Source organism: Thermodesulfobacteriota bacterium, assembly GCA_035559815.1.
In the GTDB taxonomy this organism is placed as follows: domain Bacteria; phylum Desulfobacterota_D; class UBA1144; order Nemesobacterales; family CSP1-2; genus DATMAT01.
On the sequence record DATMAT010000004.1, the window covers coordinates 12,630 to 34,549 of the forward strand.

A 21,920-nucleotide genomic window follows, 5' to 3' on the forward strand; every position below is an offset into this window, starting at 1 on the left:
TGCTCGTTAAGGAGGACTGTAGATGGAAAAGATAGACAAAATACTCTGGGCTACGGACGGATCCAGGGAGGCTAGGTATGCCCTTGGCTATGCTAAGCTTCTTGCAAAGACTTTCAATTCGGAAATCATCGGTCTTCATGTAATAAAAGTGGGCAGTAAAAAATGGTGGGGTCTTCTTGGCAAGAAAGTGGACCTTGCTGAATGGTCTAAAGATACCGCGGACAAGTGGTTTGTTTTATTCGAAGGGGTGAAGGAAAACCTGAAGAGAGAGGGATTAAAGTTCAACTATAAAGTTGTAACCGGCCTGCCCGATGAGAGGATTGTAGAAACTGCCGAGAAAGAGAAGGTCGGTCTTATCATCATGGGGAAAAGGGGGTTCGGCCTCAAGGATAGATTGTTGGTCGGCAGTAATACGATCAAAGTTCTACAGGGGTCGCAAATACCGGTCTTGGCGGTCAAGAGCGGTAACGGAAGGTCGCTGCCAAGGGTGAGGAGAATACTGGTGCCTTTTGACCTGGCCGAGAAATTCGATTCGGCCTTAAGATATGCCCTCTATTTTGGTAAAGCCTTTAACGCAACCGTTTCCCTGGTGTATGTTCTCGAGCTTATCAGCTATCCCTACGAATTTCCGCTTAATATATTGAATGAGATGAGAGAGGAGTATGATAAAGAGCTTAAGGCCAAAATAAAGGAATTATCCTATCCGGGGTCTAATCGGGTAAAAATCAAGCATAAGGTAATAGAGTCTATAAATCCTTATTTGGGCATCGTTGCGTTTGCCGAAGATGAGAAACCGGACCTCATCATCATGAACACTCACGGGCGGAAGGGTATTAAAAGGCTGGCGCTGGGAAGCGTCGCCGAAAAAGTGATTCAAGAGGCGCCCTATTCCATATTGGCGCTAAAGCCGTCGAAATAAGCTTGAGAAATTTGAGCCAGTTTTACTAGGCTCTTACATTACGCATTTCAAATCCCGGGTTATAATAAAGTAAACGATCCTGAAAGATTGGGTATTTTACGTCCAGGCAGCGAGTTAATCGTAAAAGATTATGACTAAGGAAAAACCATTAGATAATAAATCTTCAGACCGGTTACCGGAAAGAGGAGTGGAAGAAAATGCCGTAAAGTTCAAAGCGGAAGAAGGCGTTTCTGCTCCACCCGCCCTTCTTCGAACCCGTCTGGTGCTGGATACAAGCCTGTTTGTTAATCCGGATGCTCAGCGTCAGCTTGGCAAGAATCTAGAAGATGCGGTGCAAAAACTTTTAAGAACTGCTCGGGTAAAAAACATTGAGCTCTATATGCCCATCTCTATCTTTCGTGAATTATCCCACTTTGCTCCCCCGGAAGCGCTAATATCTTTTCGACAGGAGGCCATAGTGCGCGCACCCGACCTCTATAATCTTCAGGTCCCGGCCGCAGTATTCCAAGCGTTTATTCGTGAGTTACGGGAGCGTATAAACAAGGGCCTGAGAATAGCGGAGGAGGCAGTGTATAGGGAGCCTACAGCCGATAACCTCCGCCGATTGAGACAACAATACCGAGAGGTGCTGCGAGCCGGTATAGTTGACAGCGTGGAGGACCTGGACGTAGTATTGCTGGCCAAAGAGATTGGGGGGGCGATTTTATCCGCGGATGAGGGAATCGCTAAGATGGCGGAGGCATTGGGTATAGAGGTTATATCCGCCAATTACTTCATCCAGATATATGCAGTCGAAGAAAGCTGAGGGTGAGATAGGATGCCCGATAGGACACGCGGGGTTGAAGAGCAGGATTATAACGGGGTCAAGTACTGGCGGTATGCGGACGATGTCGGTCACACCCTCAGGGGGACTGTCGTTTTATTCGATTCGAGCGGGCAAATCCCGATACGTACTGTTCCCGGCTTCCCTCATATAAACCGGGTTTATCGCCTGCGCTCCGGCGTGAGACGCTTTTTCCATACCAATCCATTTTTTGTCGAGGAGAAACTCGATGGATATAATGTGAGACTCTTAATCCACCGGGGTCAACCCCTGGCTTTGACCCGGGGCGGATTTATATGCCCGTTCACTACGGAGTGGGCAGAAATCTGGTGGCGCCGATACAGGCTCGATCGCTTTTTTGCCGATTACCCGGATTGTGTGCTGTTTAGCGAGGTACTGGGAGATAATCCCTATAATTCTCAGAGGGACCCGGCTATATCCCCGGGACTTTATTTTTTCGTGTTCGATATCCTGGGAGGAGACGGGGAATTTCTCCATGTTCGCGACCGCTACCGGGTCGCAGAAAATTACGAACTGCCGACGGTGCCCCTTTTGGGACAGTTTTCTTCTGACCGTATTGAAGAGTTATTCGAGGTTCTCCGTGACCTCAACGAGAAGGAACGGGAAGGCGTGGTGCTCAAGAGCCCTACGAGCAAAAGGGCTATGAAGTTTGTGACACCGAGTACGGACCTCCGCGATATCAAAGATAATCTTATCCTGGAATTTGACCTGGAACCCCGTTTTATCATCAACCGACTATTGAGGGCGTCGCTTTTTATAAAGGAATTTGGCCTGGACGAGGATGAATACGCTAGCCGTCTTGGCCGGGCCTTTCTGGATGGATACGGATCGCTCGAGGCATTCGAGTCGGCAAGCGAGACCTATAATATATATGTCCAAAATTTAAAAACATGGAATGCGCTTCGCCATATGCTCAGCGGACATGTCACGATTAAAGTGGAGCACGTCCTGCCGGCAAGCCTGAATGGTATAGAGATGTTGAATGTGAAATTTAGGCGGGTCTTTCCAAAAAGCACCCGTCGTTACCGTGAAGTGCTGCGGGGCTACGGTCATATTGATTGAGTTAAACGACGGAGAAATCTATTCGGATTGATCAAGGCTGCTTAGCCTTCGTGTATGATGAGCAAAGCCGAGGGAGTGGGGGTGATTCACTCCCCCTGCAGCTGCTTGCTGCAGGGTGTTTCATTGCGTAAAGTTTTTCGGCGGATGTAAATCCGCTCATCCTGAGCTAGGTCGAAGGATGTCTGTATTGTTATTCTGGACCCCAGCGGCGAGTCGAAGTGCTAAGAGTCTGCTCTGAGCACTTCGATTTCCCGAGGACAGACTTACCAAAGGGATGAATTCCGCAACCGAAACAATCTCATTTTTGAAAGCTAATATTACTTGAACATTCTGCCGGGATAGGCCGTGAGGTGCCTATAAACTTGTTGAGTATAAATATTTTACGAGTGCATTTTATCTAGGATAACTTCCATCAATTAAGACCTCTCCGCCCTCAATTTGAATCTTAGTACCTTCTAAAAATCTTCTTACGACCTCAGCATTAGTCTTCATATGCTCGGTGGTTTTAGGAATTTTAAAATATGACCTGCCCGAGGATAGAGCCAAAGGGAGGATTAACTGGTCAGCCATGTTCTCATCTACCGTCGCATCGCTCTTGAGAAAATCAATCAACTTTTTACACGCCTCCTCCGCCACCGTCTCCATTCTTTTTCCTATTTCTCCGATGGAACTGAAGCTTACGGTGGTGTTCTTGAACGCTGCTTTCAGGAATACGATTGCTCCACGCCCATAAGACGGGAGCTCTACTACTTCCGCCTCATTAGGAATATCGTTTTCATCGAGAACCTTACTAAGCTTTTTTCTTCCCCTTTCTGCAACCTCCGTCGAAAGACCCCCCACCGCGGAAATACCATAAACCTTCAATAATTCGCCACGTTCCCGGACCTCAAGCGATGAGATTGTCGCCGCGGGCTCGATTTTGGATACCATTTCTCCCCCGCCCTTCGGATAAAAACCGGCGCGCTTTAGCTCTAAATCCGCCTGGAAACCTATCCGTTTCATGAATGGTAGCCACTCTTCCTTAAGGAACTCAAATGGTGGGCTCCAGGGAACATGGGTTCCCCCGGTTATGTTGACCAGAGATACAGAGTTTCCCCGGAGGGCTAAAGGAAAGAAAATGGTCTGAAGAACCAGGGAGGTTGATCCTGCTGTTCCGATGTCGAAGTTGTACTCTCCCGATAGAACCTCTTTCGGAACAAACCTGAGAAAAGCAGAACCAAGTTCAGCCCCCTCCAGGCTGGCGGAGCATATCCTGGCTGCGGCGTTTACCGAGGCCAGATGTTGATGCCGCAGTCCTGGGTTTTTTCTTCCTGCTCTTATATTTGCTATTTCAAATGGCGCTCCGGTTATGATGGAGAGTGAAAGGGATGTTCTGAGAATCTGCCCTCCACCCTCTCCCGAAGACCCGTCAATTTCTATGAAATTCATGAAAAACTCCGCAGCGATTTCACTACCTAACGTATAAGGATACAGAATTTGTTCTGTCCAAGTAAAACTATCTTTTATTCCCGGACAACCTAAGTAACTCTGATTGTCCAGCAGTTAATCAAATATGAATTGTTCCATTGTGTACTATTATAGGCTGGTATAAGACTTGCTTGAAAATTACATGATGGTAGAAATTAAGGAAGACAAGGTAAAAGAGCATTCTCATGACAAATCGTTTCCTGCTGCTACAACCTCTATGGAGCGATATCTGGCCGAGATAAGCAATTATCCTATCCTTAGCCGAAAAGAAGAGTATGAACTGGCAATGAGATACAAAGAGAGTGGAGACCTGGAGGCGGCCAGGAAGTTGGTTACCTCGAACCTTAGATTTGTGGTGAAGATTGCCAATGAATATAAAAGCTACGGGTTAAACCTGTTGGACTTAATACAGGAGGGGAATATCGGCTTGATGCAGGCGGTGAAGGCATTTGACCCAACGAAAGGATATCGGCTTATCTCTTATGCTGTTTGGTGGATAAGGGCATACATTCAAAATTACATCATTAAAAACTGGAGCCTGGTTAAAATGGGCACGACCCAGGCGCAGAGGAAGCTGTTTTATAAGCTGCGCTCAGCCAAGAATAAGATGGGAATAACGGATGAAATGCTCAGTCCTGAGGGTTATCAAAAATTAGCGGAAGAACTAGGGGTCACTGATGAGAGCGTAATAGAGATGGAGAAGAGAATGGGCGGCAAAGACCTGTCGCTTGATACGGAGGTGGCAGCCGGGTCAGAGGCGAAACATATTGATTTGCTGGTGGGCGAAGTATCGAGTCAGGAAGAAATGATTACGAATATTCAGGAAAGAGAAAAGCTTAAGAACGAGTTAAACCTTGCCCTTAAAACGCTCGATGAGAGGGAACTCCTTATAATTAGGAACCGGATTCTTAGAGACAAGCCAATGACGCTGAGGGAGCTGGGCAGGAGGCTCAACATCTCGGCGGAACGGGTAAGGCAGGTCGAGGCGATGGCCGTAAAAAAGATAAAATCTTTTTTTGAAAAGCAGTAGCGTATTAGGTTAAACTTTTAAGAAAGGGATTATCGAGACTAATACCTTCTGATGAAAGAATACTATATGGCTAGGTTATCACGGCGATTATAGGTATTTCCCAGAGCTGTCTGATGTCTTAGATTCTGACAGTTTCATTTGTTATTTTCCACTATCAATAAACAACAACCTGAAGAATGGCTAATAAAATAAACAATTTTTTAGTCTGGCATGAATGTTGCCGTATTTATTAATCGTTTAAGGGAGGTGTCACTATGAAGATGAGGGCAAATGTTTTCAAGGGGGCAAATAAGATTGGCCTCGAAGACCGTCCTGTTCCAAAGGCCGGCTTCGGCGAGGCGGTGGTTAAGGTTACTCTCACTACCATCTGCGGTACCGATGTTCACATAATGAAAGGAGAGTACCCGGTTAAGGTTGGCCAAATCATAGGGCATGAGCCGGTCGGCGTAATCCACGAGCTCGGCGATGGGGTAACCGGTTACAAATTAGGGGAGCGTGTGGCGGTTAACGCAATAACCCCTTGCGGCCAGTGTGAATACTGTCTATCGGCAAACTGGGCCCAGTGTGGAGGATTTCTGGGTGGATGGAAGATGGGAAACACGATTGATGGGTGCCAGGCCGATTACGTCAGGATCCCCAACGCCATGGCCAATTTGACCAGGATTCCGGACGAGCTTTCCGACGAGGATGTATTATTCACCACCGATATATTCTCCACCGGCCTTTCCGGTGCGGAGAGCGGAGATATCAAGGTTGGAGACATAGTGGCTGTGTTTGGGCAGGGGCCAATCGGTTTAAGTGCTACCGCCGGGGCCAAGCTTAAAGGCGCCGCCCTGATCATAGCCGTAGACTCGGTTCCACCCCGGATGGAAATGTCCAAGAAGATGGGAGCAGATATTGTTATCAATTTCAAGAAGGTAGACCCGGTTAAAGAGATAATGAAGATTACGAACGGAAGGGGAGTGGACGTGTCCATAGAGGCGATAGGCTTGCAGGAGACATTTGAGAATTGCGTAAAGTCTACCCGGGTAGGTGGAACCATATCGAGCCTTGGTGTTTATCCGGCTCATCTCGGGAATATCGGCGTGCCCCTTCCGGATTTCGGGTTCGGCATAGCCGATAAGAAGATCGTTTCTACCCTGTGCCCGGGCGGAAAAGAAAGAATGAGAAGGCTGATTTCCTTGGTCAAGAACGAAAGGGTTAATTTAAGACAGCTCATTACCCACAGATTTTCATTGGACGAGATAGAGGAGGCTTACCGAATATTCTCGAATCAGCTTGACGGGGTCATCAAGGTGGCGATAAAGCCTTGAGTAGGAGGACTGAATGAGGTCTCTGTTCATTACAAATTTAATGTTATGCACAGGGGAGAATAATTTGCAATGTCATTACCACGAAGCTTGTCCCCGACTCCGATCGGGGAGTGGGAATCACCAATTTGTCATTCCCGTGGAAACGGGAATCCAGTTTTTCAAAACATGGATCCCCGATTAAACCTGTCCCCAAATGTTTATTATTGGGGAACGTTCGGGGATGACATGCGGAATGACAAAGGTGGGATACAGGATTGTCCCCAGCCGTGGACGAGCATGATAGGTTGATAGGTAATGAGGTTAATACGGAAACTATTAAGTCAAGGAGATAAAAGATGAACATAGAGAGAATACTCTTTCCTACGGATTTTTCTCGGTATTCGGAAAAAGCCAGGGAATACACACTTTATTTAGGAGAAAAATTAAACGCGAGTATATACATACTCCATGCCATAGAGCCCTTGGATTACAGCGAAGCAGAGGTGGACCTGGAAGTGAAAAGGTTCTATAAAGAACTGGAGGCGCAGATGGAAAAGAAGATTGAAAAAGAAAAAGAAATTTTCCGGAAAAGAGGACTTCGGGTGGAGAATCAGATAGTCATAGGGCAACGCTGGCGGGTGATTAACACCTTTGCTAAGGAGAAAAATATAGACTTGATAGTCATGGGCTCCCACGGCTTGAAGACGGACACCGGGAAAATGGCCATAGGTACAACCAGCCATAGGGTAATCTTTTCGTCGCCCTGCCCGGTTTTAATGGTTAGACAGGATGATTAGAGAATAAAATTAATATAAAGCTCCGGCTTACCCGGAAATAATGTCAATTCCTAACGGAGATGGGAGAAATGAATACGCATTTGATGAGCAATACACTTAGTTCGCTCGTTGAAGTGGGTTCGGAGGCGTTTATGCATGTTATATGTTCCTGGTGTGGGAAATACATCAAGGAGAAAGAGCCTTTAGAGGATGAATCTATATCACACGGTATGTGTCAAGATTGCTGCAAGAAGGCTAAAACTAAAATCAAAAAACCGGAAGAGAAAAAAACACGCCAATAAATAGAAGGCCACGATAAAAGTGAGATGAGGTTATTGGGAAAGAGTCTGCGGCCAGCGTTTGGTTATGGGCCACAGGGACTTAACCTGACTCTCATTGCCAACATTCTCGGGTAACCTGCACGGGAAGGTCGAAAATGCCTGGTGTGGACTGCGTGAAGCTATGCTGGAAGGCGAAAGCTTGGATTTTAGGGATGATGTGATATGGTGTCATAAAACCTTTTGGAGCCAACTATGGAGATAAAAAAAATCCTTTGGGCGTTTGACGGGTCGAAAGAATCGGAATATGCATTAAGGTATGCAGATCTATTGGCCAGAAGCCATGACTCCGAGATTCTCGGTCTTAGTGTAATTCAGCCTGTGGATACGTCCAAGATGAATGTTCCGTCCGAGGTCAAGAAGGAATTGTCTTCGATTGAATCAGGCCGGGAAAAGAAGCAGCTAGAAAGGATGAAAAGAGCAATGGCTGGTCTAGAACTGGGGGAGGCCAAGTGTGATATGCGCATCGAGGTGGGGGCCCCAGATGAGCAAATTCTCAGGGTGGCCCGGGAAGAAGGGGCAGATTTGATCGTCATGGGAAAACGCGGGCTGGGGCTGATAGACCGGGTCCTGGTCGGCAGCACCACCCTGAAGGTCCTGAGGAGGTCGGATGTACCGGTTCTTGCCGTCAAGGATAAGGGTGTGACTGGGCCCGTGGAGATACGCAGTATCCTGGTTCCTCTGGATATATCCGAAAAGCTAGACTCCGCCCTTGTTTATGCGATAGAGCTGGCGCGAAAACTTAATGCCCGTATTTTCGTCTTGTTTGTCCTACGGCTGGAAAGTTATGCTTATGAAATTCCTGCGGGTGTTTTAACCGAGGATTTGATGAGCGTTCTCGAGTATCTACTCAAGCTCTCTTCACTCAAGCTCTCAAAGAGGGTTGATGATGCAAAGCGAAAATTGGGGATCCTTAGCAATGAGACCTTTGATGTGGAAATCAAGACCGAGGCCATAAACGGGCTAAACCCGGCCATCTCTATAGCCGATTATGCGTCCCGGAATGGAATTGACCTGGTGGTGATAAATACCCACGGCCGGAAAGGGATAAAGAGGTTCATTCTGGGAAGCGTTACCGAAAAGGTTATCCAGGAATCTCCCTGTCCGGTCTTAGTCTTGAGGCCTTAGATGGGTAATAAGCCTGATGAATATCGAGGGAAAAGAAGCTCATGAGTTGATTCCGTTCCTCCTCAAGCCGTCCTCCTACCCGCATAAGCCGGGATACGTGAAGCATATACAGACCCATGCTTCCCATGTGTTCATGGTCACCCCATACGTCTACAAGATAAAGAAACCGGTCAACTTCGGCTTTCTCGACTTCTCCACCCTTGATAAAAGAAAATTTTATTGTGAGAGAGAGGTTGAGCTGAATAGCAGGCTTTGCGATGCTTATCTGGGTGTTGAAGAAATCTCTGTCCGGAATGGGAATCTTTGTCTTGGAAAGGGTGAGAAAACCATCGAGTACGCAGTTAAGATGAGGGAATTGCCAGAAGAATATTTTCTTAAAAACCTTCTTATGCGGGGCAAGGTCAATCGAGTTGATTTGCTCGGAATCGTAGAGAAACTGGTCCAGTTTTACAAAAGTCAGGACGTTGAAGAGGAGATAACCGGATACGGAAGACCGGATAGAGTGAGGATGAACATCGAAGATAATTTGTCTCTCTCCGAGCGCTTTTCCGAGAAAACCATTTCCCGAACAGCCTATGATGCGGTCAAACTGTACAACAACCTATTTTTCGACAAGAAAAGCAGTCTTTTCACCGAAAGAATGGAGAAAGGTTTTATAAAAGATTGTCATGGCGACCTTCATCTGGAGCACATCAATTTAAACCCCGGGGGTATTTGCATCTACGACTGCATAGAGTTTAACGATAGATTTCGCTACATCGATATAGCTTCGGACGTGGCGTTCTTGGCTATGGACCTCGATTTTAACGGTTATCCGGACCTGGCCGAATTCTTCGTATTAGAGATTTCAAAAAGGATGGATGATCATTCGATTTACGAGGTGCTGGATTTCTACAAATGCTATCGTGCTTATGTCAGGGGCAAAGTCGAGAGTCTAAGAAGCGATGAGGAAGAGATACCGGGCGGTGAGAGAAAGGCTTCGGTGACCAGGGCAAAGAAATATTTCAGCCTGGCTCTCCGGTATGCCCTGTTTGGTTCCGGGCCGGCTCTTCTGGTGATATTCGGCCTTGTCGGGACGGGGAAAAGCACTCTAGCCAGTTTTTTATCTGAGGAGCTTCGTTGTGAAGTTATATCCTCAGACCACGTCAGGAAGGAAATAATGGGGATGGCTCCAACCGAGAGGAGATACGATGATTTTGACAAAGGCATCTACACCAAGGAAGTTACTGAGAAAACCTACCGGGAACTTTTGGCCAGAGGGGAAAAAATTGTTAAATCAGGGAAAATAGCGATACTCGACGCCAGTTTCTCAAAGAGGAAATTCAGAGAACTAGTGCTCCAGGCGGCCAAAGACTTAGGGATTCAATTTTATTTTATTCAAACAAAAACGGACGAGGAAACGATAAAGCAAAGACTCTTTGAAAGAGAGAGTAGTGGGGAGTCAATATCAGATGCGCGCTTGGAGATATTGGATAGGTTTAAAGAGGAATTTGAAGAGCCAACGGAGCTTCCTCAGGGGAAATATTTTACCATTAACACTGATAATAGTGTGGAACAAACACTCGTTCAAATTTTTACGGAGATAGTAACAAAGCGGCTGTCTTAGCTAACCTTTTCTTTTTTATCCTTTAACTTAGTTTTAATTAAATAACCTATTTCCAGAAATGGGATCAGTTCGGTGGTGGGATAAGCTCGGTAGAACCGTGGGCCTTCAATCACCCTTCGTCTCAGTTTATCCTGGGCGAAGCCGAAGGACTCGAGGTGAAGAGAGCTTACCATGAATTTTCTTTAATCTTCATGGTGAGCGGAGTCGAACCATGGGCCCTTGGATAAACTGAGAGCTTTGTTCAGCATAAACTAAGGCTAAGCAGCAGTTATGAATCTGGATAGATTACCCCTCCGCTTAACTCTTACAAATGGCAAGACATAAGGTGCCATGGCGAGCTGCTTTCTTTTGATGACGAATCAATTTCTCATTTTGGACAAGTTTAACCCTAGCTACATGGTTATCCTACGTAAAATACAGTGATTCCCCGATTGATTTCTGGTTTTAGATTCGAGAAAATGGGTTAAGGAAGGGTCGAAAAACACTTTTTCGTAGATGGGTGGTGGTAATGTCCATACATAAAGCGGCTCGTATATTGGGGAGGGAATGGGAAAAACTGAGATTTTATTTTGAGTCATGTGGCGATATAGGAAACTTCAACTTTGAAGATATCAAGAACTCCGGATTTTTATTAAGGGGAGAGGAGGGGTTTATATCGAATGTAATTAGTATGGAGAGTAAACTCCCAAAATACGGATATGCCACACCGGAAGCCCTGAATGTATTCACCGTACTGGCTACCATAGCCGCGAAAAAGCTTGGACTTGCTGGAGAACTAGCCTCAGCTTTCGGATTAGGCTATGCCTCCGTTCGTACCGGGCTACTGGCGCATCATTCCTCGGACCCTAAGCATGTTCTTTTCAACAAGTTATTCTTCCCGTTTGGAGCAGTAAAATATCAATGGGACCTTAGTGCCCAACTAGACGTTTCCTTGATGAAGAAAAAACTGGAAATCGTGTTTGATAGATTCAGAGGCTGGCAGGTTAATCCCCAGCTCTACAGCGATGACCTGGCTCTATTTCAAAATATGACGGAGGCATGGAAAGCCTGGGATGAGATATAGGTGTTGGATTGAACAGATAGATTTTGGTGTCGTAAGATTCGTTCAAAAGGGGTAAATGATGAGGGAGAGGAGCAAAGTGGAGAGTGATCGTGGAGTTGTAAAGTTTGATAGCAAAGCCTTGCATGATATGGTTATGAAAAGGCTTGAGAGATACGTCAGCCGGGAAGGTGAGAAAACTGAAACCTTTTCTATAGCGGTCGGGGAAGAGAACGGTACCGAAGAAACAGAAGAATAGTCTCTGTTGTTATTGTGTAATAATCAGATTTTAATGTTTTGACATGGTCTAAAAGAGTTTTTAATAAAATATATGCAGTCATCCCGCCCCTAATGAAGAATTCTTACTATTGTTGGGGTTTAAGATTCCTCACATTCGTTCGGAACAGGGTTCGGAATGACAGAGCAAAGAAAAATCACAGCACAATCACCGGAAGTGCCGGAACACTTGTCATTCAGACTCCTTCGCTTTGCTCAGAGCCTGTCCTGAGCGAAGCGTAGGAATAAACTCCGGGAGAAATCTTAAAAGAGGAATTTCTTCCCGGTCACGTCAGTCTGTTCTTCATAGCAAACTTTACCAGGTCAACCAATTTGTGAATGTCTAATTTACGCATAATGCGTACTCGGTGAGTTTCGACCGTTTTAATGCTTATGGAAAGCTCTTTAGCAATGCTTTTACTGCTGTATCCGTTTACGATATATCTTAATATCCTTTTTTCCTTCGAGGTGAGGGTCGCAAACTTATCTGATTCCGATTGCAGCTTTGCCATTATTCTATCTGGCGGGATATAAAATGGGCTCTCATATACAAGACCCTCCAAAATAATCATGGGGTGGGTTTTGAGAATATTGACCAGGTCAACCGGTCCGATTCTTCCAACCTCAAACTGATTCATCAAGATAATAGGTTTCTCGAAGCAGATTTTATTCAACGAGGCTTTTTCCCAAGCAAAGTCGGCATCGCTGTTGGAGTAGACTTCCTTGTTACTAATCAGGATTCTCAATAACTTCGTTTTACCGTCTAAAGATGCTTCTAAGTTCTGCTTAATAAATCGTACAAAGGAACGTGGCTCCCTGGCTTTCTCACTATGCATGCCTATTGTAATTTCCTCAAGATGCCTTTCTTTCCGAGCCTTATCTATGTTTACTCCGCTTCCTGTTAGTCTCTCTATAAGTTCTTTGGGAAGGATTTTATCCGAAATATAAATGCATTTTTCTCTATTTTTAATGCCGTGGATGAGGAAGTTAGCCCCTATCTCGAAGCGCTCCGTATCGTTGAAGTAAAGATGACAGAGATGGTCGTGTTCTTTGAGGGAGAGAAGCCTAATGAAAAAAGAGTCATTCATAGTTTGCCCCTGATTCTCAGCCAATCGCTTTGAAAAACGGTCAAGGGATGACATCTAACCAACAGCCCAGCTTCTTCAGAGTTTCTCGATAGCTTCTTTAATTATTAATGCGGCGTTTCTTATAAGCTCGACCTTATGAAGAGTTTCCTGGTCATGTCTTTGGGTTCCCTCATCGAGGATAAGCTCTGCACCCCCGATGATAGTGGCCAGTGCGTTTTCGGTCTCTTCTCTTACTTCTCTTTCTATATTACTTTTATGAAGTGCAATCTCTATGGTGGTGCTTAATTCCTTTTCCTCGAATGGTTTAAGAATGTATCCATGGGGACTGGTTTTCTTTGCCCGTTGAAGCGTATCATCGTCGGCATAAGCAGTAAGATATACCACCGGGATCTTGAAGAGGCTGCGTATTTTATCGGCGGCTTCGACACCGTCCATATCTTCGTTTAACTTTATGTCCATCAATACTAAATCCGGTTTGGTTTCCTCTATTTTTTTTATGGCTTCCGACCCGGAAGAAACTATGGCCAGTACGTTGTATCCTAAACTCTTCAACATATTTTTTATATCTATTGCTACTATCCTCTCGTCTTCGACGACAACGACCCTGGAGTTTGCCATTAGATTAACCTCTCCTTGCAGTCAGACTGGGAACGTTATCTTAAATTCTGTTCCGCTACTCGTGTCCAGCTCTATCGTGCCCTTTAGTTGGTCGGTTAACGCACACACCAACTGCAAACCTACCGATTCAGTGTTTCGAAAGTCTAAATCTTCTGGGAACTTAATGCCGTTATTGCTAATGATGAGATGACACAGATGAGGCGTTGAGTTATCTTTGCCATAATTAGCTTTGCTGCTTGAATGAAGAGCGATTCGAATTTTCCCTTTCTTTTTCACCAGAAAGCCGTGTTTCAGGGCGTTAGAGACAATTTCGTTGATGATCAAACTGCAGGGAATCGCTTTATCAATGCTGAGATAAACATTGTCTGCTTCTATACTCAGTTTGATGTCTTTGGAATTTGCTCCATAAGAACTGAACAGATGGGTTGATAATTCTTTGATGTATTCCCTAAAGTCAATTCTGGCAAAATCTTTGAATTGATATAACGTTTCATGGATGAGCGCAATCGATTTAATGCGGTTTTGACTTTGCTTTAGCTTTTCACGCGTCCGTAAATCGTCGATACGGCTGGATTGAAGGTTGAGCAAACTGTGAATAATCTGCAAATTGTTTTTGACCCTGTGGTGAATTTCCTTGAGCAGCACTTCTTTTTCTTTTAGCGAGGCTTTGATTTGTTCTTCTGCCAGCTTTCGCTCTGATGCCTCCAAAGCCAGTGAAACCATATCGGCAATCGAAGCCGCAAAATCTTGTTCTTCGACGGTCCACTCCCTCATGGACCCGGTATGCTCATGACCGATAATCCCTACAACCTCTCCGTGAACTCGGACAGGGACATCCATCATAGAAGTAATACCCAGTGGCTTCAAATACCCTTCTGTGTATTCTTGAGTACGGGGGTCGAAGCGAGCGTCATTTGCCGCTAGAATGCGACTCTCTTCCAGGGCCCGAAAATAGTTAGGATAATCCTGGGTCTTGAGCCTTAATCCGCTCTCATGAATGTTCTCGCTCAATTTGTAAAGATCCTTGCAGATAATTTCCGAATGGTCCTTGCTGTAATGCCAGACACTAACCCGTTCTACGCCGAGTGTTTTAGCGTCTGCCTCGGTTAACTTCTTCAGCGCTGAGTCCAGGTCAGAATTATCCATTTTAGCCAGTTTCAAGAGTACTCTTTGATAACGAAGAACCTGCTCAGTTCTTTTTCTTAGAGTTTCTTCCGCACGCTTGCGCTCCGTTATTTCCCTGGTTAATTCCTTGTTTATGTCGATTAACTCCTTTGTTCGGTCATAAACTCGTAATTCGAGTTCTTCCTTTGCCTTTTGCAGTGCCTCTGCCTGCTTGGCGTTTTTAATCGCTATCTCAATTTGTTGGGCTACAGTTCCCAATAGGTTTAGCTCTTCTTCATCAAAAGCATTCTTCTGTAAAGAGTTGATGTTTATAGTTCCTACTGTCTTCCCTTGATAGCGGATAGGCATAGAAGCATAACTCTTCGTCCCCAATTCTCTTCCAGCTGGGCCAATAACCGTATCTTGGTCTACATCCGCACAATACCTTGGCTTCCCCTCTATGATCGTCTTCCAGGTAAAGCCTTTCGGATGGGGGATTCTTCCCACTCGCTTAATAAACCATTCGGGATAGCCTCTATAAGCCTTTAAAACCGCCTGTGGTGAGCCTGTCGAAACTGCATCTTCTCGTTCTACTAGGTAAATTGAGATGTTATCTGCTTCATCTATATTCTGCTTCATTGTCTCAACAGCATTTTCCAAGACGTCTTGAAGGTTGATTGACTGATGGACGCTGCGAGTCACGGTGCTGATTATGGTTTCGTAACGATTCTTTTTAGATAGCTGGCCAAGGCCTTGGTTTAGGTCCGCTTCGCGCTGTTTTATTTCTTCAAACATCCTTGTCTTTGCTATAGCTATGGCAATCTGGTTACCGAGGGTGGAAAGTAAGTTTGCTTCCTTTTCATTAAACTTACGTTCTTTGTGGCTTAGAAACCACATAACGCCTATGGCTCTTTTTTCCAGAAATATAGGTATGCCCAAAGCACTATGATGTCCCAGTTCTCTACCGGCAGGGCCTATATCCGGGTCTTTTTGAATGTCCTCGACATTCAGTATCTTGCCGGTATTAATCACCTTCCAAGTTAATCCCTTAGGATGTGGTATTATGCCCGCTCTTTTTATATAGCCTTCGGGAAGGTTTCTATGAGCTTTGATTACCGCATCGCATTTTTCTTCGTCTACCAGGTAAATCATTGCTATATCTACGTTTTCCAGTTCCGTAACTGAGTTTAGAGCGACATTGTAGACCTCCTCCAGATTAGAAGATTTATGTACCGCTTGAATAAGGCTGGTTAGTATTTCTAAATCCTTTACTTTTACTTCTAGCTCTTCTTTGGCTTTTCGGTAGAGTTCTTCCGACCGCCTTAGCGCCTCTGCTTGTTGGGCGTTGTTTATCGCTACATCTATCTGCTGTGCAACGATACCCAACAGTTTTAACTCCTCATCATCGAAAGCATTTTTTTTAAAAGAGTCAATTTTTATACACCCTACCGTCCTACCCTCAGAACGAATGGGCATGGACAAATAGCTCTTCGTTCCCAATTGTCTTCCGGCAGGGCCAATATGGATATCCTTGTCTACATCCGAGCAATACCTGGGGATTCCATCTATAATGGTTCTCCATGTAGCCCCTTTCGGATAAGGAATACGTCTAACTCGTTTCACAAACCAATCCGGGTATCCTCTGTAAGCCCTTAAAATCGCCTCTTTTCCTTCCACCAAGTAAATTGAGACGTTTTCAGCTACGTCTATATTCTTGCTCATAACCTCGACCGCGTTTTCCAGAACTTCGGGGAGGTTGATAGAATGATGGACACTCCGGGTAACGGTGCTAATGATTGCCTCGTATCGGTTCTTTTTGGATAACTGTGCAAGATTCTCCCTGAGTGCTTCCTCCGTCTGCCTACGCACAGTAATGTCTTCAACTGTTCCTTCATAATACAACACAGCACCGTCCTCTCCTCGGATAGCTCTTGCATTTTCTCGAATAAAGATGAAAGTACCGTCAAGCTTCACCCATTGGGACTCCAGGCCTATTACTTCGTCTTTCTGGTCGAGGAGTTCCTTGAAGTGCTTCCGGTAATGTACAGGCTGAAACCCTCCTTCTTTTTCCAGGTTGTGCGCGGCTAGATCATCGAAGGAGGAATATCCGAGCATTCGAATTAGAGCCGGATTGGCCATGAGGATGCGCCCATCCGGAGTTGTACGATAGATTCCAGTGGGACTATTTTGAAAAAGATCCTTGTACTGTTTCTCGCTTTCTCTAAGCTCCTCCTCTAACCTCTTTTGTTGGGTGATGTCAAGAATAGTTATGATGAAATTACTAAAGTTCCCCTCACGATCGAATATCCCTCTGCCTTCCAGGTGGGCGTAGAATGGAGTCCCGTCCTTTCTAAGCATCTTGAGTTCGCCGGCTTGCCGGGTTTTAGGCTCGAGAAGCCGTTTTCGGTAATAATAAAATAGGTCCAGGCTTTCCTTCGATACATATTGAATAAAGGCTCCTTTGATTAGCTTCTCCCTTTCTATACCTAATAAGGAAGCTCCGGTAAGATTTGCTCCAAGAATTATGCACTTTTCATTCAATGTAAAATATCCGACGGGAGCAAAATCATACAATTCAGCGTACTTGTTGCGTGATTCTTCGAGCTCCATTTGCGCTTGCCGAAGCTGTTCGTTCTGCATCTCCAGTTCAGTCTGATGCTCTTTTAGTTGGTGTATCAACCTTTGAACTTTATCGTCTGAAACTTCTTCTAGACTTTCTTGTGTTTTGGGGGATATTTCTGCAATTGGCCGGGGAAAATGTTCTTTTTTACGTTGGTATTTATTCCCCATTGATAAGCCCTCGACCACCCCTTTTGGGGTAGGGATTATTTCTTAATCGAACTCCAGTTATCAAACCACAATTTTATAAAAAAATAAATACATATTTACCCTAAGTAAAATACAGCGATTACCCTATTGAGTCTCGGTTTCGGCTCTGATACATTCACATTGCCCGGTAGTAAGGATTAGTAAATCCGCTTTTTCCTTGGTGTTATGGAGCTTAGGAAGGTTGGATGGGGAGCTAAGAATGGGAGAGCCACCCTATCTAAGCTCCTTTTCTTAGACGGTAAATAAAAGTAAATACGGCGAAGGAAATTCCAACTCAGCTTGGTAGTTATGAAATAAGAAAGAACATTAGATAATATTCTAGAGCCGAGCCTATTCCACCCCGGCTTTGGCTGCCTCCTCTAGAATTTTCCTGGCTTTATCTATGGCCATTTCTTTGACTTTTGTCTCCTCTCCCTTATGGTTTGCTACATTGACTACTACGGTAACGGTCATATACCTGCCTTTTACTTCTTCATCTTTCACCATATATCCAATGGTTACTTCATAGGCTTGTCTTCCGGAATTGTAGTTGGTGCTTATGACGTAGAGTGAGCTTTCGTCAGACATTTTTGCCTCCTGGTTTGTTCCGCGCTCGGGTCTTTCCGTATGCGATCATCGGAAGATGTATTGTAATTATAATCAAACGGAGTGCCAATGATTTTTTTCAATAAAATGACCGAGTTTGAAATTAACACCCTGAGCATGGTGTCTTATTTCCTGACACCTGACATCTGCGGGGTGTTGTGTAGCTTGAAATCATGACGAAATATTGAGGAATGTGGCCCTATCTCCTATAATCTATTCAGGCACATGAATTGCCATGTATATCAACATTACAACTACAAAAGGAGAGATAGCGATGATCGCAAAAGATGTGATGAAGGCCAATGTTATTACCGTGTCGCCGTCCACCCCGGTTTCCGAGGCCGCACTCTTGATGAGGAATGAGGACATAGGAGCACTGGTAGTAGTTGATACTGCCGGGAGGCCGGTGGGCATAGTAACGGACCGGGATATAGTGATTTCGATCGTGGCCGACGGCGACAACCCTGCTGATTTTGTGGTCGAAGATATCATGAGCAAGAACCTGCACCTGGTTCAGGAGGATGAAAGTATATTCGGGATACTCAAGATTCTGGGAAAGCATTCCATAAGAAGGGTCCCAGTATTGAGAAAGGGAAAGCTAGTGGGAATAGTTTCGGTTGACGACCTGATTGTGGTCATCACCACCGAACTCTCCAACCTAGCCTCGGCTCTCAGCAGCACTTCTAAGGTTCTTTGAAATGGAAGGAAAACCTAAAGTAGTAGGAACACGCCGCGGCGTGTTCCTACGGTAATTCTCGATATGAGATTACCTAGCGGTGATTAAGTAATGAAGAATGAAGAGTAAGGAGGTAACCAATGCTTTTTTTCATAACGCAGAAGCACGAACCGGGTAACTGCCCGAAGGATATGGGAGGTTTCAGGAAGGTATTCATAAATGAAAAGGTAGAGGGAGTGGTTTTAAAGGATGTCTATGTTGAGCACGGGTCGCACATGATTTTCTACATCGTAGAGACGGACAACTACGATAACCTGGTCCGTTTTCTGGAGCCGGGTATGTTGAAGTGTACATCATCGATATCACCGGTTTCCTCCCTGCCCGTTTCTGAAATTTTAAAGAAGTAGAGGTGGAAAAATGGTCGTAAAAAACTGGATGAAGAGAAACCCGATCACTGTAGAACCGGAGATGGGGGTTAAATCTGCCTTCGCTCTACTTAAGAAGTACGGGATAAGACAGCTTCCGGTGGTGAAGGATGGAATAATAGTCGGAATTGTAACCGACCGGGACTTCAGAAAGCCGGAGCCCTATGGTCACTCGACACCGTGGGATAAGATATACCGGTTGCAGGATGGCTTCACCGTTGGAGACATCATGAAGATGGACGTAATCACCGTCACCGAGAATACGCCCATAGAAGAGGCAGCCAGCCTTTTGCTAAGACACAAGATTAACGGGCTGCCAGTAATATCCGATGACGGGAGGCTCAGCGGAATAATAACCACGTCGGATATCTTAGCGGCTTTTGTAACGCTCCATAAGCACGAATACAAGACCGGATAGAAAAACCGGCCTTATGAAGGCATTTTCAGTTCGGTTTTATGGGTGCTTACCATGCTTAGCGGCTCTCCAAAAATCGCGGATGGTGCTGTAAATCAATTTCCTTTAACCGGGGTGATTCGGAGACAGCGTGTCTCTCCCTCAAGGGAGTAGAGATTTTGTATGTCCTCTGCGCAGCCACGGGGAGTAGGGGTACGCTGCAGCGTGCTCCTACCACTCTTGCCCAAGGCAGTTTATACATGTGATTGTAGGCTACAGGTCTTATAAAGACTCCGTATATAAATGCCCGATATTTCGTGGATAGCACGGTATATCGGGGGTAATCCGGAGGGAGGGAGTACCACTATAATCTTTACTTACAATTAAATGCTACCAATTACGGCCAGTTGCCGGTTTCACTGCCATATCCGCCCAAATGGCCTGTCCATTGCACGTAATTGATTTAATTAGGAAAGTTTGAATACTTATGCACATATGAAAGGCATCCCGGACAATACGCTTTTCCCCTCTATAGAGATTCAGAAGAAGGAAGGAGAAATCCTAACCCTGAAAATCGCCGGCCGGCTCGATTCGTATACGACCGGAAGAGCCTGGAGCAAGGCTCTATCCGCTCTAGAAAGTTCTTCACCGAGACAGTTGGTAGTAGATGCTTCTCAAGTTAATTATTGCGACGGCTCGGGAATCGCTTTATTCATAAAATTACGGGAACTCCAGGAGAAGGCCGGAGGAAGATTCGAGGTTAAAAGCCTGGCCAGCGAGTTTCAGCAACTGCTCGACCTATTTCCCGCTCAAGAGTTTAAAGAGACGAGTGCGGAAAAGCCTAAAGATATCGCGCTGCCCGAGGAAGTGGGTGTAGCAACCGTGAATATATGGCAGGAGATTCGGGCTAATATTTCCTTCATTGGAGAAGCGGTAGTTGCACTTTTTCGGGCCCTTCTTAACCCGGGTAAGATAAGGTGGAAGGACGTGTTTTTGACCTCGGAAAAGATCGGGGTGAATGCCCTTTCCATCATCGCATTGGTTAACTTCCTGGTAGGGCTGGTGATAGCTTTTCAGTCAGCCATACCACTCAAAAAGTATGGCGGGGAAATATTCGTCGCCGACCTTCTGGTCCTGGCTGTGTTCAGGGAGCTCGGCCCGCTAATGACGGCTATCGTGGTCAACGGCAGAAGCGGTTCGGCGTTTGCCGCAGAAATCGGGACGATGAAGGTGAATGAGGAGATAGATGCACTCAATACCATGGGGCTCGATCCGGTTAGGTTTCTGGTGGTGCCAAAGCTGATCGCCGCCATCTTCATGATACCGATCCTGACGGTTTTCGGCGATCTTTTCGGCATTCTGGGAGGGGGCGTGGTCATGCTGGCGCTGGGTTTCCCACCGGTTGCCTACGTGAATGAGATGGTGCTGGCGGCTAGCTACGTTGACCTTCTTCAGGGTCTTTTTAAGTCCCTCTTTTTTGCGGCGATAATAGCCGGTGTAGGATGCCTGGAAGGGCTGAGGACTAAAACAGGTGCGGCGGCAGTGGGGGATTCTGCGACCAGTGCGGTGGTCAGCGGCATAGTATTAATCATATTTGTCGATGGAATATTCGGTGTCTTATTCTACTACCTGGGAATTTGATTAGGCATGAGCGAAAGCCAAGAGCCGATTATACGGGTCATAAACTTCACTGCGGCTTACGACGATAGGGTTATAATCGATAATATCTCTTTCCAGGTCTACAGTGGGGAGATCTTTGTTATACTGGGCGGGTCGGGATGCGGAAAGAGCACTGTGCTAAAGCACATGATCGGCCTGTATGAGCCGGCAGAAGGGCAAATCCTGATTGACGGTGATGACATTGCCGCGGCGGGTGGGGAGGACCGCATCAGAATATTGAAGAAGATCGGTGTCATGTACCAGCGCGGTGCGCTTTTCGGCTCTATGACGCTACTTGAAAATGTGCGCCTTCCTCTCGAAGAATATACCGACCTTCCTCAGGATGCCATGGATTTAATCTCGCGTATGAAGCTCAAGCTGGTGGGATTAGATGGATTCGAGAATTATATGCCCTCCGAGATAAGCGGGGGGATGCAAAAGCGGGCGGCCATAGCCCGGGCTATGGCTCTAGACCCGGAGATACTCTTCCTCGACGAGCCGTCGGCGGGGCTTGACCCTATCACTTCGGCAGAGCTAGACCACTTGGTCTTAAGGCTAAGGCAGAGCCTCGGCATTACGTTCGTAGTGGTAACACATGAACTACCGAGCATCTATACCATTGCCGACCGGGTAATCATGCTGGATAAGAGGACGAAGGGTATTATAGCAACGGGCAAGCCACAGGAGTTGCGGGATCATTCTCCAAACCCATGGGTTCGTCAATTCTTCAATAGGGAGGTAGAACTGGATGCGACAGGGTAATAA

The 21,920-nt window shown here is 45.8% G+C and carries 21 protein-coding genes; 16 read left to right on the plus strand and 5 right to left on the minus strand.

Annotation, left to right across the window (positions count from 1 at the left end; translation table 11 throughout):
* Nucleotides 1-22 precede the first annotated feature (22 nt).
* The 3 genes from VNN20_00620 to VNN20_00630 all read left to right on the plus strand — a co-directional run bounded on the left by VNN20_00620 (nt 23) and on the right by VNN20_00630 (nt 2,825).
* Nucleotides 23-919, plus strand: a complete 897-nt coding sequence (locus tag VNN20_00620; GenBank protein HWP90689.1) for a universal stress protein — start codon at nt 23-25, stop codon at nt 917-919.
* A gap of 130 nt (nt 920-1,049) precedes the next feature.
* A complete protein-coding gene (locus tag VNN20_00625) occupies nt 1,050-1,724 on the plus strand; it encodes an RNA ligase partner protein (protein HWP90690.1) in 675 nt (224 codons plus the stop codon).
* Between the two features lie 12 nt (nt 1,725-1,736).
* Nucleotides 1,737-2,825: an RNA ligase gene (locus VNN20_00630; protein ID HWP90691.1), complete on the plus strand. Its 1,089-nt coding sequence runs from the start codon at nt 1,737-1,739 to the stop codon at nt 2,823-2,825.
* Between the two features lie 393 nt (nt 2,826-3,218).
* On the opposite strand, the gene rtcA is transcribed toward VNN20_00630, so the two are convergent.
* On the minus strand, nt 3,219-4,253 hold the full coding sequence (rtcA, locus tag VNN20_00635) for an RNA 3'-terminal phosphate cyclase (protein ID HWP90692.1): 1,035 nt from the start codon (nt 4,251-4,253) through the stop codon (nt 3,219-3,221).
* Nucleotides 4,254-4,434: 181 nt separating this feature from the next.
* On the opposite strand from rtcA, the gene rpoH reads away from it, so the two are divergent.
* From rpoH to VNN20_00675, 8 genes are all read left to right on the plus strand, one after another.
* On the plus strand, nt 4,435-5,322 hold the full coding sequence (gene rpoH / locus VNN20_00640) for an RNA polymerase sigma factor RpoH (GenBank protein ID HWP90693.1): 888 nt from the start codon (nt 4,435-4,437) through the stop codon (nt 5,320-5,322).
* A 254-nt stretch (nt 5,323-5,576) separates the two neighbouring features.
* Nucleotides 5,577-6,635 (plus strand): alcohol dehydrogenase catalytic domain-containing protein, encoded by a 1,059-nt coding sequence (locus tag VNN20_00645; GenBank protein ID HWP90694.1) that lies wholly within the window; start codon nt 5,577-5,579, stop codon nt 6,633-6,635.
* 335 nt (nt 6,636-6,970) lie between these two features.
* Entirely contained in the window at nt 6,971-7,411 is a 441-nt protein-coding gene (locus VNN20_00650; protein HWP90695.1) for a universal stress protein, read from the plus strand.
* A 68-nt stretch (nt 7,412-7,479) separates the two neighbouring features.
* Nucleotides 7,480-7,692, plus strand: coding sequence for a hypothetical protein (locus VNN20_00655; GenBank protein ID HWP90696.1), 213 nt, complete (start codon nt 7,480-7,482; stop codon nt 7,690-7,692).
* Nucleotides 7,693-7,923: 231 nt separating this feature from the next.
* Nucleotides 7,924-8,856, plus strand: coding sequence for a universal stress protein (locus VNN20_00660; protein ID HWP90697.1), 933 nt, complete (start codon nt 7,924-7,926; stop codon nt 8,854-8,856).
* Between the two features lie 16 nt (nt 8,857-8,872).
* Nucleotides 8,873-10,462, plus strand: a complete 1,590-nt coding sequence (locus tag VNN20_00665) for an AAA family ATPase (GenBank protein HWP90698.1) — start codon at nt 8,873-8,875, stop codon at nt 10,460-10,462.
* Nucleotides 10,463-10,970: 508 nt separating this feature from the next.
* On the plus strand, nt 10,971-11,525 hold the full coding sequence (locus VNN20_00670; GenBank protein HWP90699.1) for a hypothetical protein: 555 nt from the start codon (nt 10,971-10,973) through the stop codon (nt 11,523-11,525).
* A 55-nt stretch (nt 11,526-11,580) separates the two neighbouring features.
* Entirely contained in the window at nt 11,581-11,760 is a 180-nt protein-coding gene (locus tag VNN20_00675) for a hypothetical protein (protein ID HWP90700.1), read from the plus strand.
* Between the two features lie 304 nt (nt 11,761-12,064).
* Here VNN20_00675 and VNN20_00680 read toward each other — a convergent pair whose 3' ends face one another.
* From VNN20_00680 to VNN20_00695, 4 genes are all read right to left on the minus strand, one after another.
* Nucleotides 12,065-12,865: a LuxR C-terminal-related transcriptional regulator gene (locus tag VNN20_00680; protein ID HWP90701.1), complete on the minus strand. Its 801-nt coding sequence runs from the start codon at nt 12,863-12,865 to the stop codon at nt 12,065-12,067.
* A gap of 75 nt (nt 12,866-12,940) precedes the next feature.
* Complete coding sequence (locus VNN20_00685) at nt 12,941-13,483, minus strand: response regulator (GenBank protein ID HWP90702.1); 543 nt, start codon at nt 13,481-13,483, stop codon at nt 12,941-12,943.
* Between the two features lie 21 nt (nt 13,484-13,504).
* Nucleotides 13,505-17,377: a GAF domain-containing protein gene (locus VNN20_00690; protein ID HWP90703.1), complete on the minus strand. Its 3,873-nt coding sequence runs from the start codon at nt 17,375-17,377 to the stop codon at nt 13,505-13,507.
* Nucleotides 17,378-17,746: 369 nt separating this feature from the next.
* Entirely contained in the window at nt 17,747-17,983 is a 237-nt protein-coding gene (locus VNN20_00695; GenBank protein HWP90704.1) for a hypothetical protein, read from the minus strand.
* A gap of 292 nt (nt 17,984-18,275) precedes the next feature.
* On the opposite strand from VNN20_00695, the gene VNN20_00700 reads away from it, so the two are divergent.
* The 5 genes from VNN20_00700 to VNN20_00720 all read left to right on the plus strand — a co-directional run bounded on the left by VNN20_00700 (nt 18,276) and on the right by VNN20_00720 (nt 21,917).
* Entirely contained in the window at nt 18,276-18,698 is a 423-nt protein-coding gene (locus VNN20_00700; protein HWP90705.1) for a CBS domain-containing protein, read from the plus strand.
* A 119-nt stretch (nt 18,699-18,817) separates the two neighbouring features.
* Nucleotides 18,818-19,084 carry a hypothetical protein gene (locus tag VNN20_00705; protein ID HWP90706.1) on the plus strand — a complete coding sequence of 89 codons (267 nt, stop codon included), beginning with the start codon at nt 18,818-18,820 and terminating at the stop codon, nt 19,082-19,084.
* Nucleotides 19,085-19,094: 10 nt separating this feature from the next.
* Complete coding sequence (locus VNN20_00710; protein HWP90707.1) at nt 19,095-19,520, plus strand: CBS domain-containing protein; 426 nt, start codon at nt 19,095-19,097, stop codon at nt 19,518-19,520.
* 453 nt (nt 19,521-19,973) lie between these two features.
* Complete coding sequence (locus tag VNN20_00715; protein HWP90708.1) at nt 19,974-21,137, plus strand: MlaE family lipid ABC transporter permease subunit; 1,164 nt, start codon at nt 19,974-19,976, stop codon at nt 21,135-21,137.
* Nucleotides 21,138-21,143: 6 nt separating this feature from the next.
* Nucleotides 21,144-21,917, plus strand: coding sequence for an ATP-binding cassette domain-containing protein (locus VNN20_00720; GenBank protein ID HWP90709.1), 774 nt, complete (start codon nt 21,144-21,146; stop codon nt 21,915-21,917).
* The last annotated feature ends 3 nt before the right edge of the window (nt 21,918-21,920 follow it).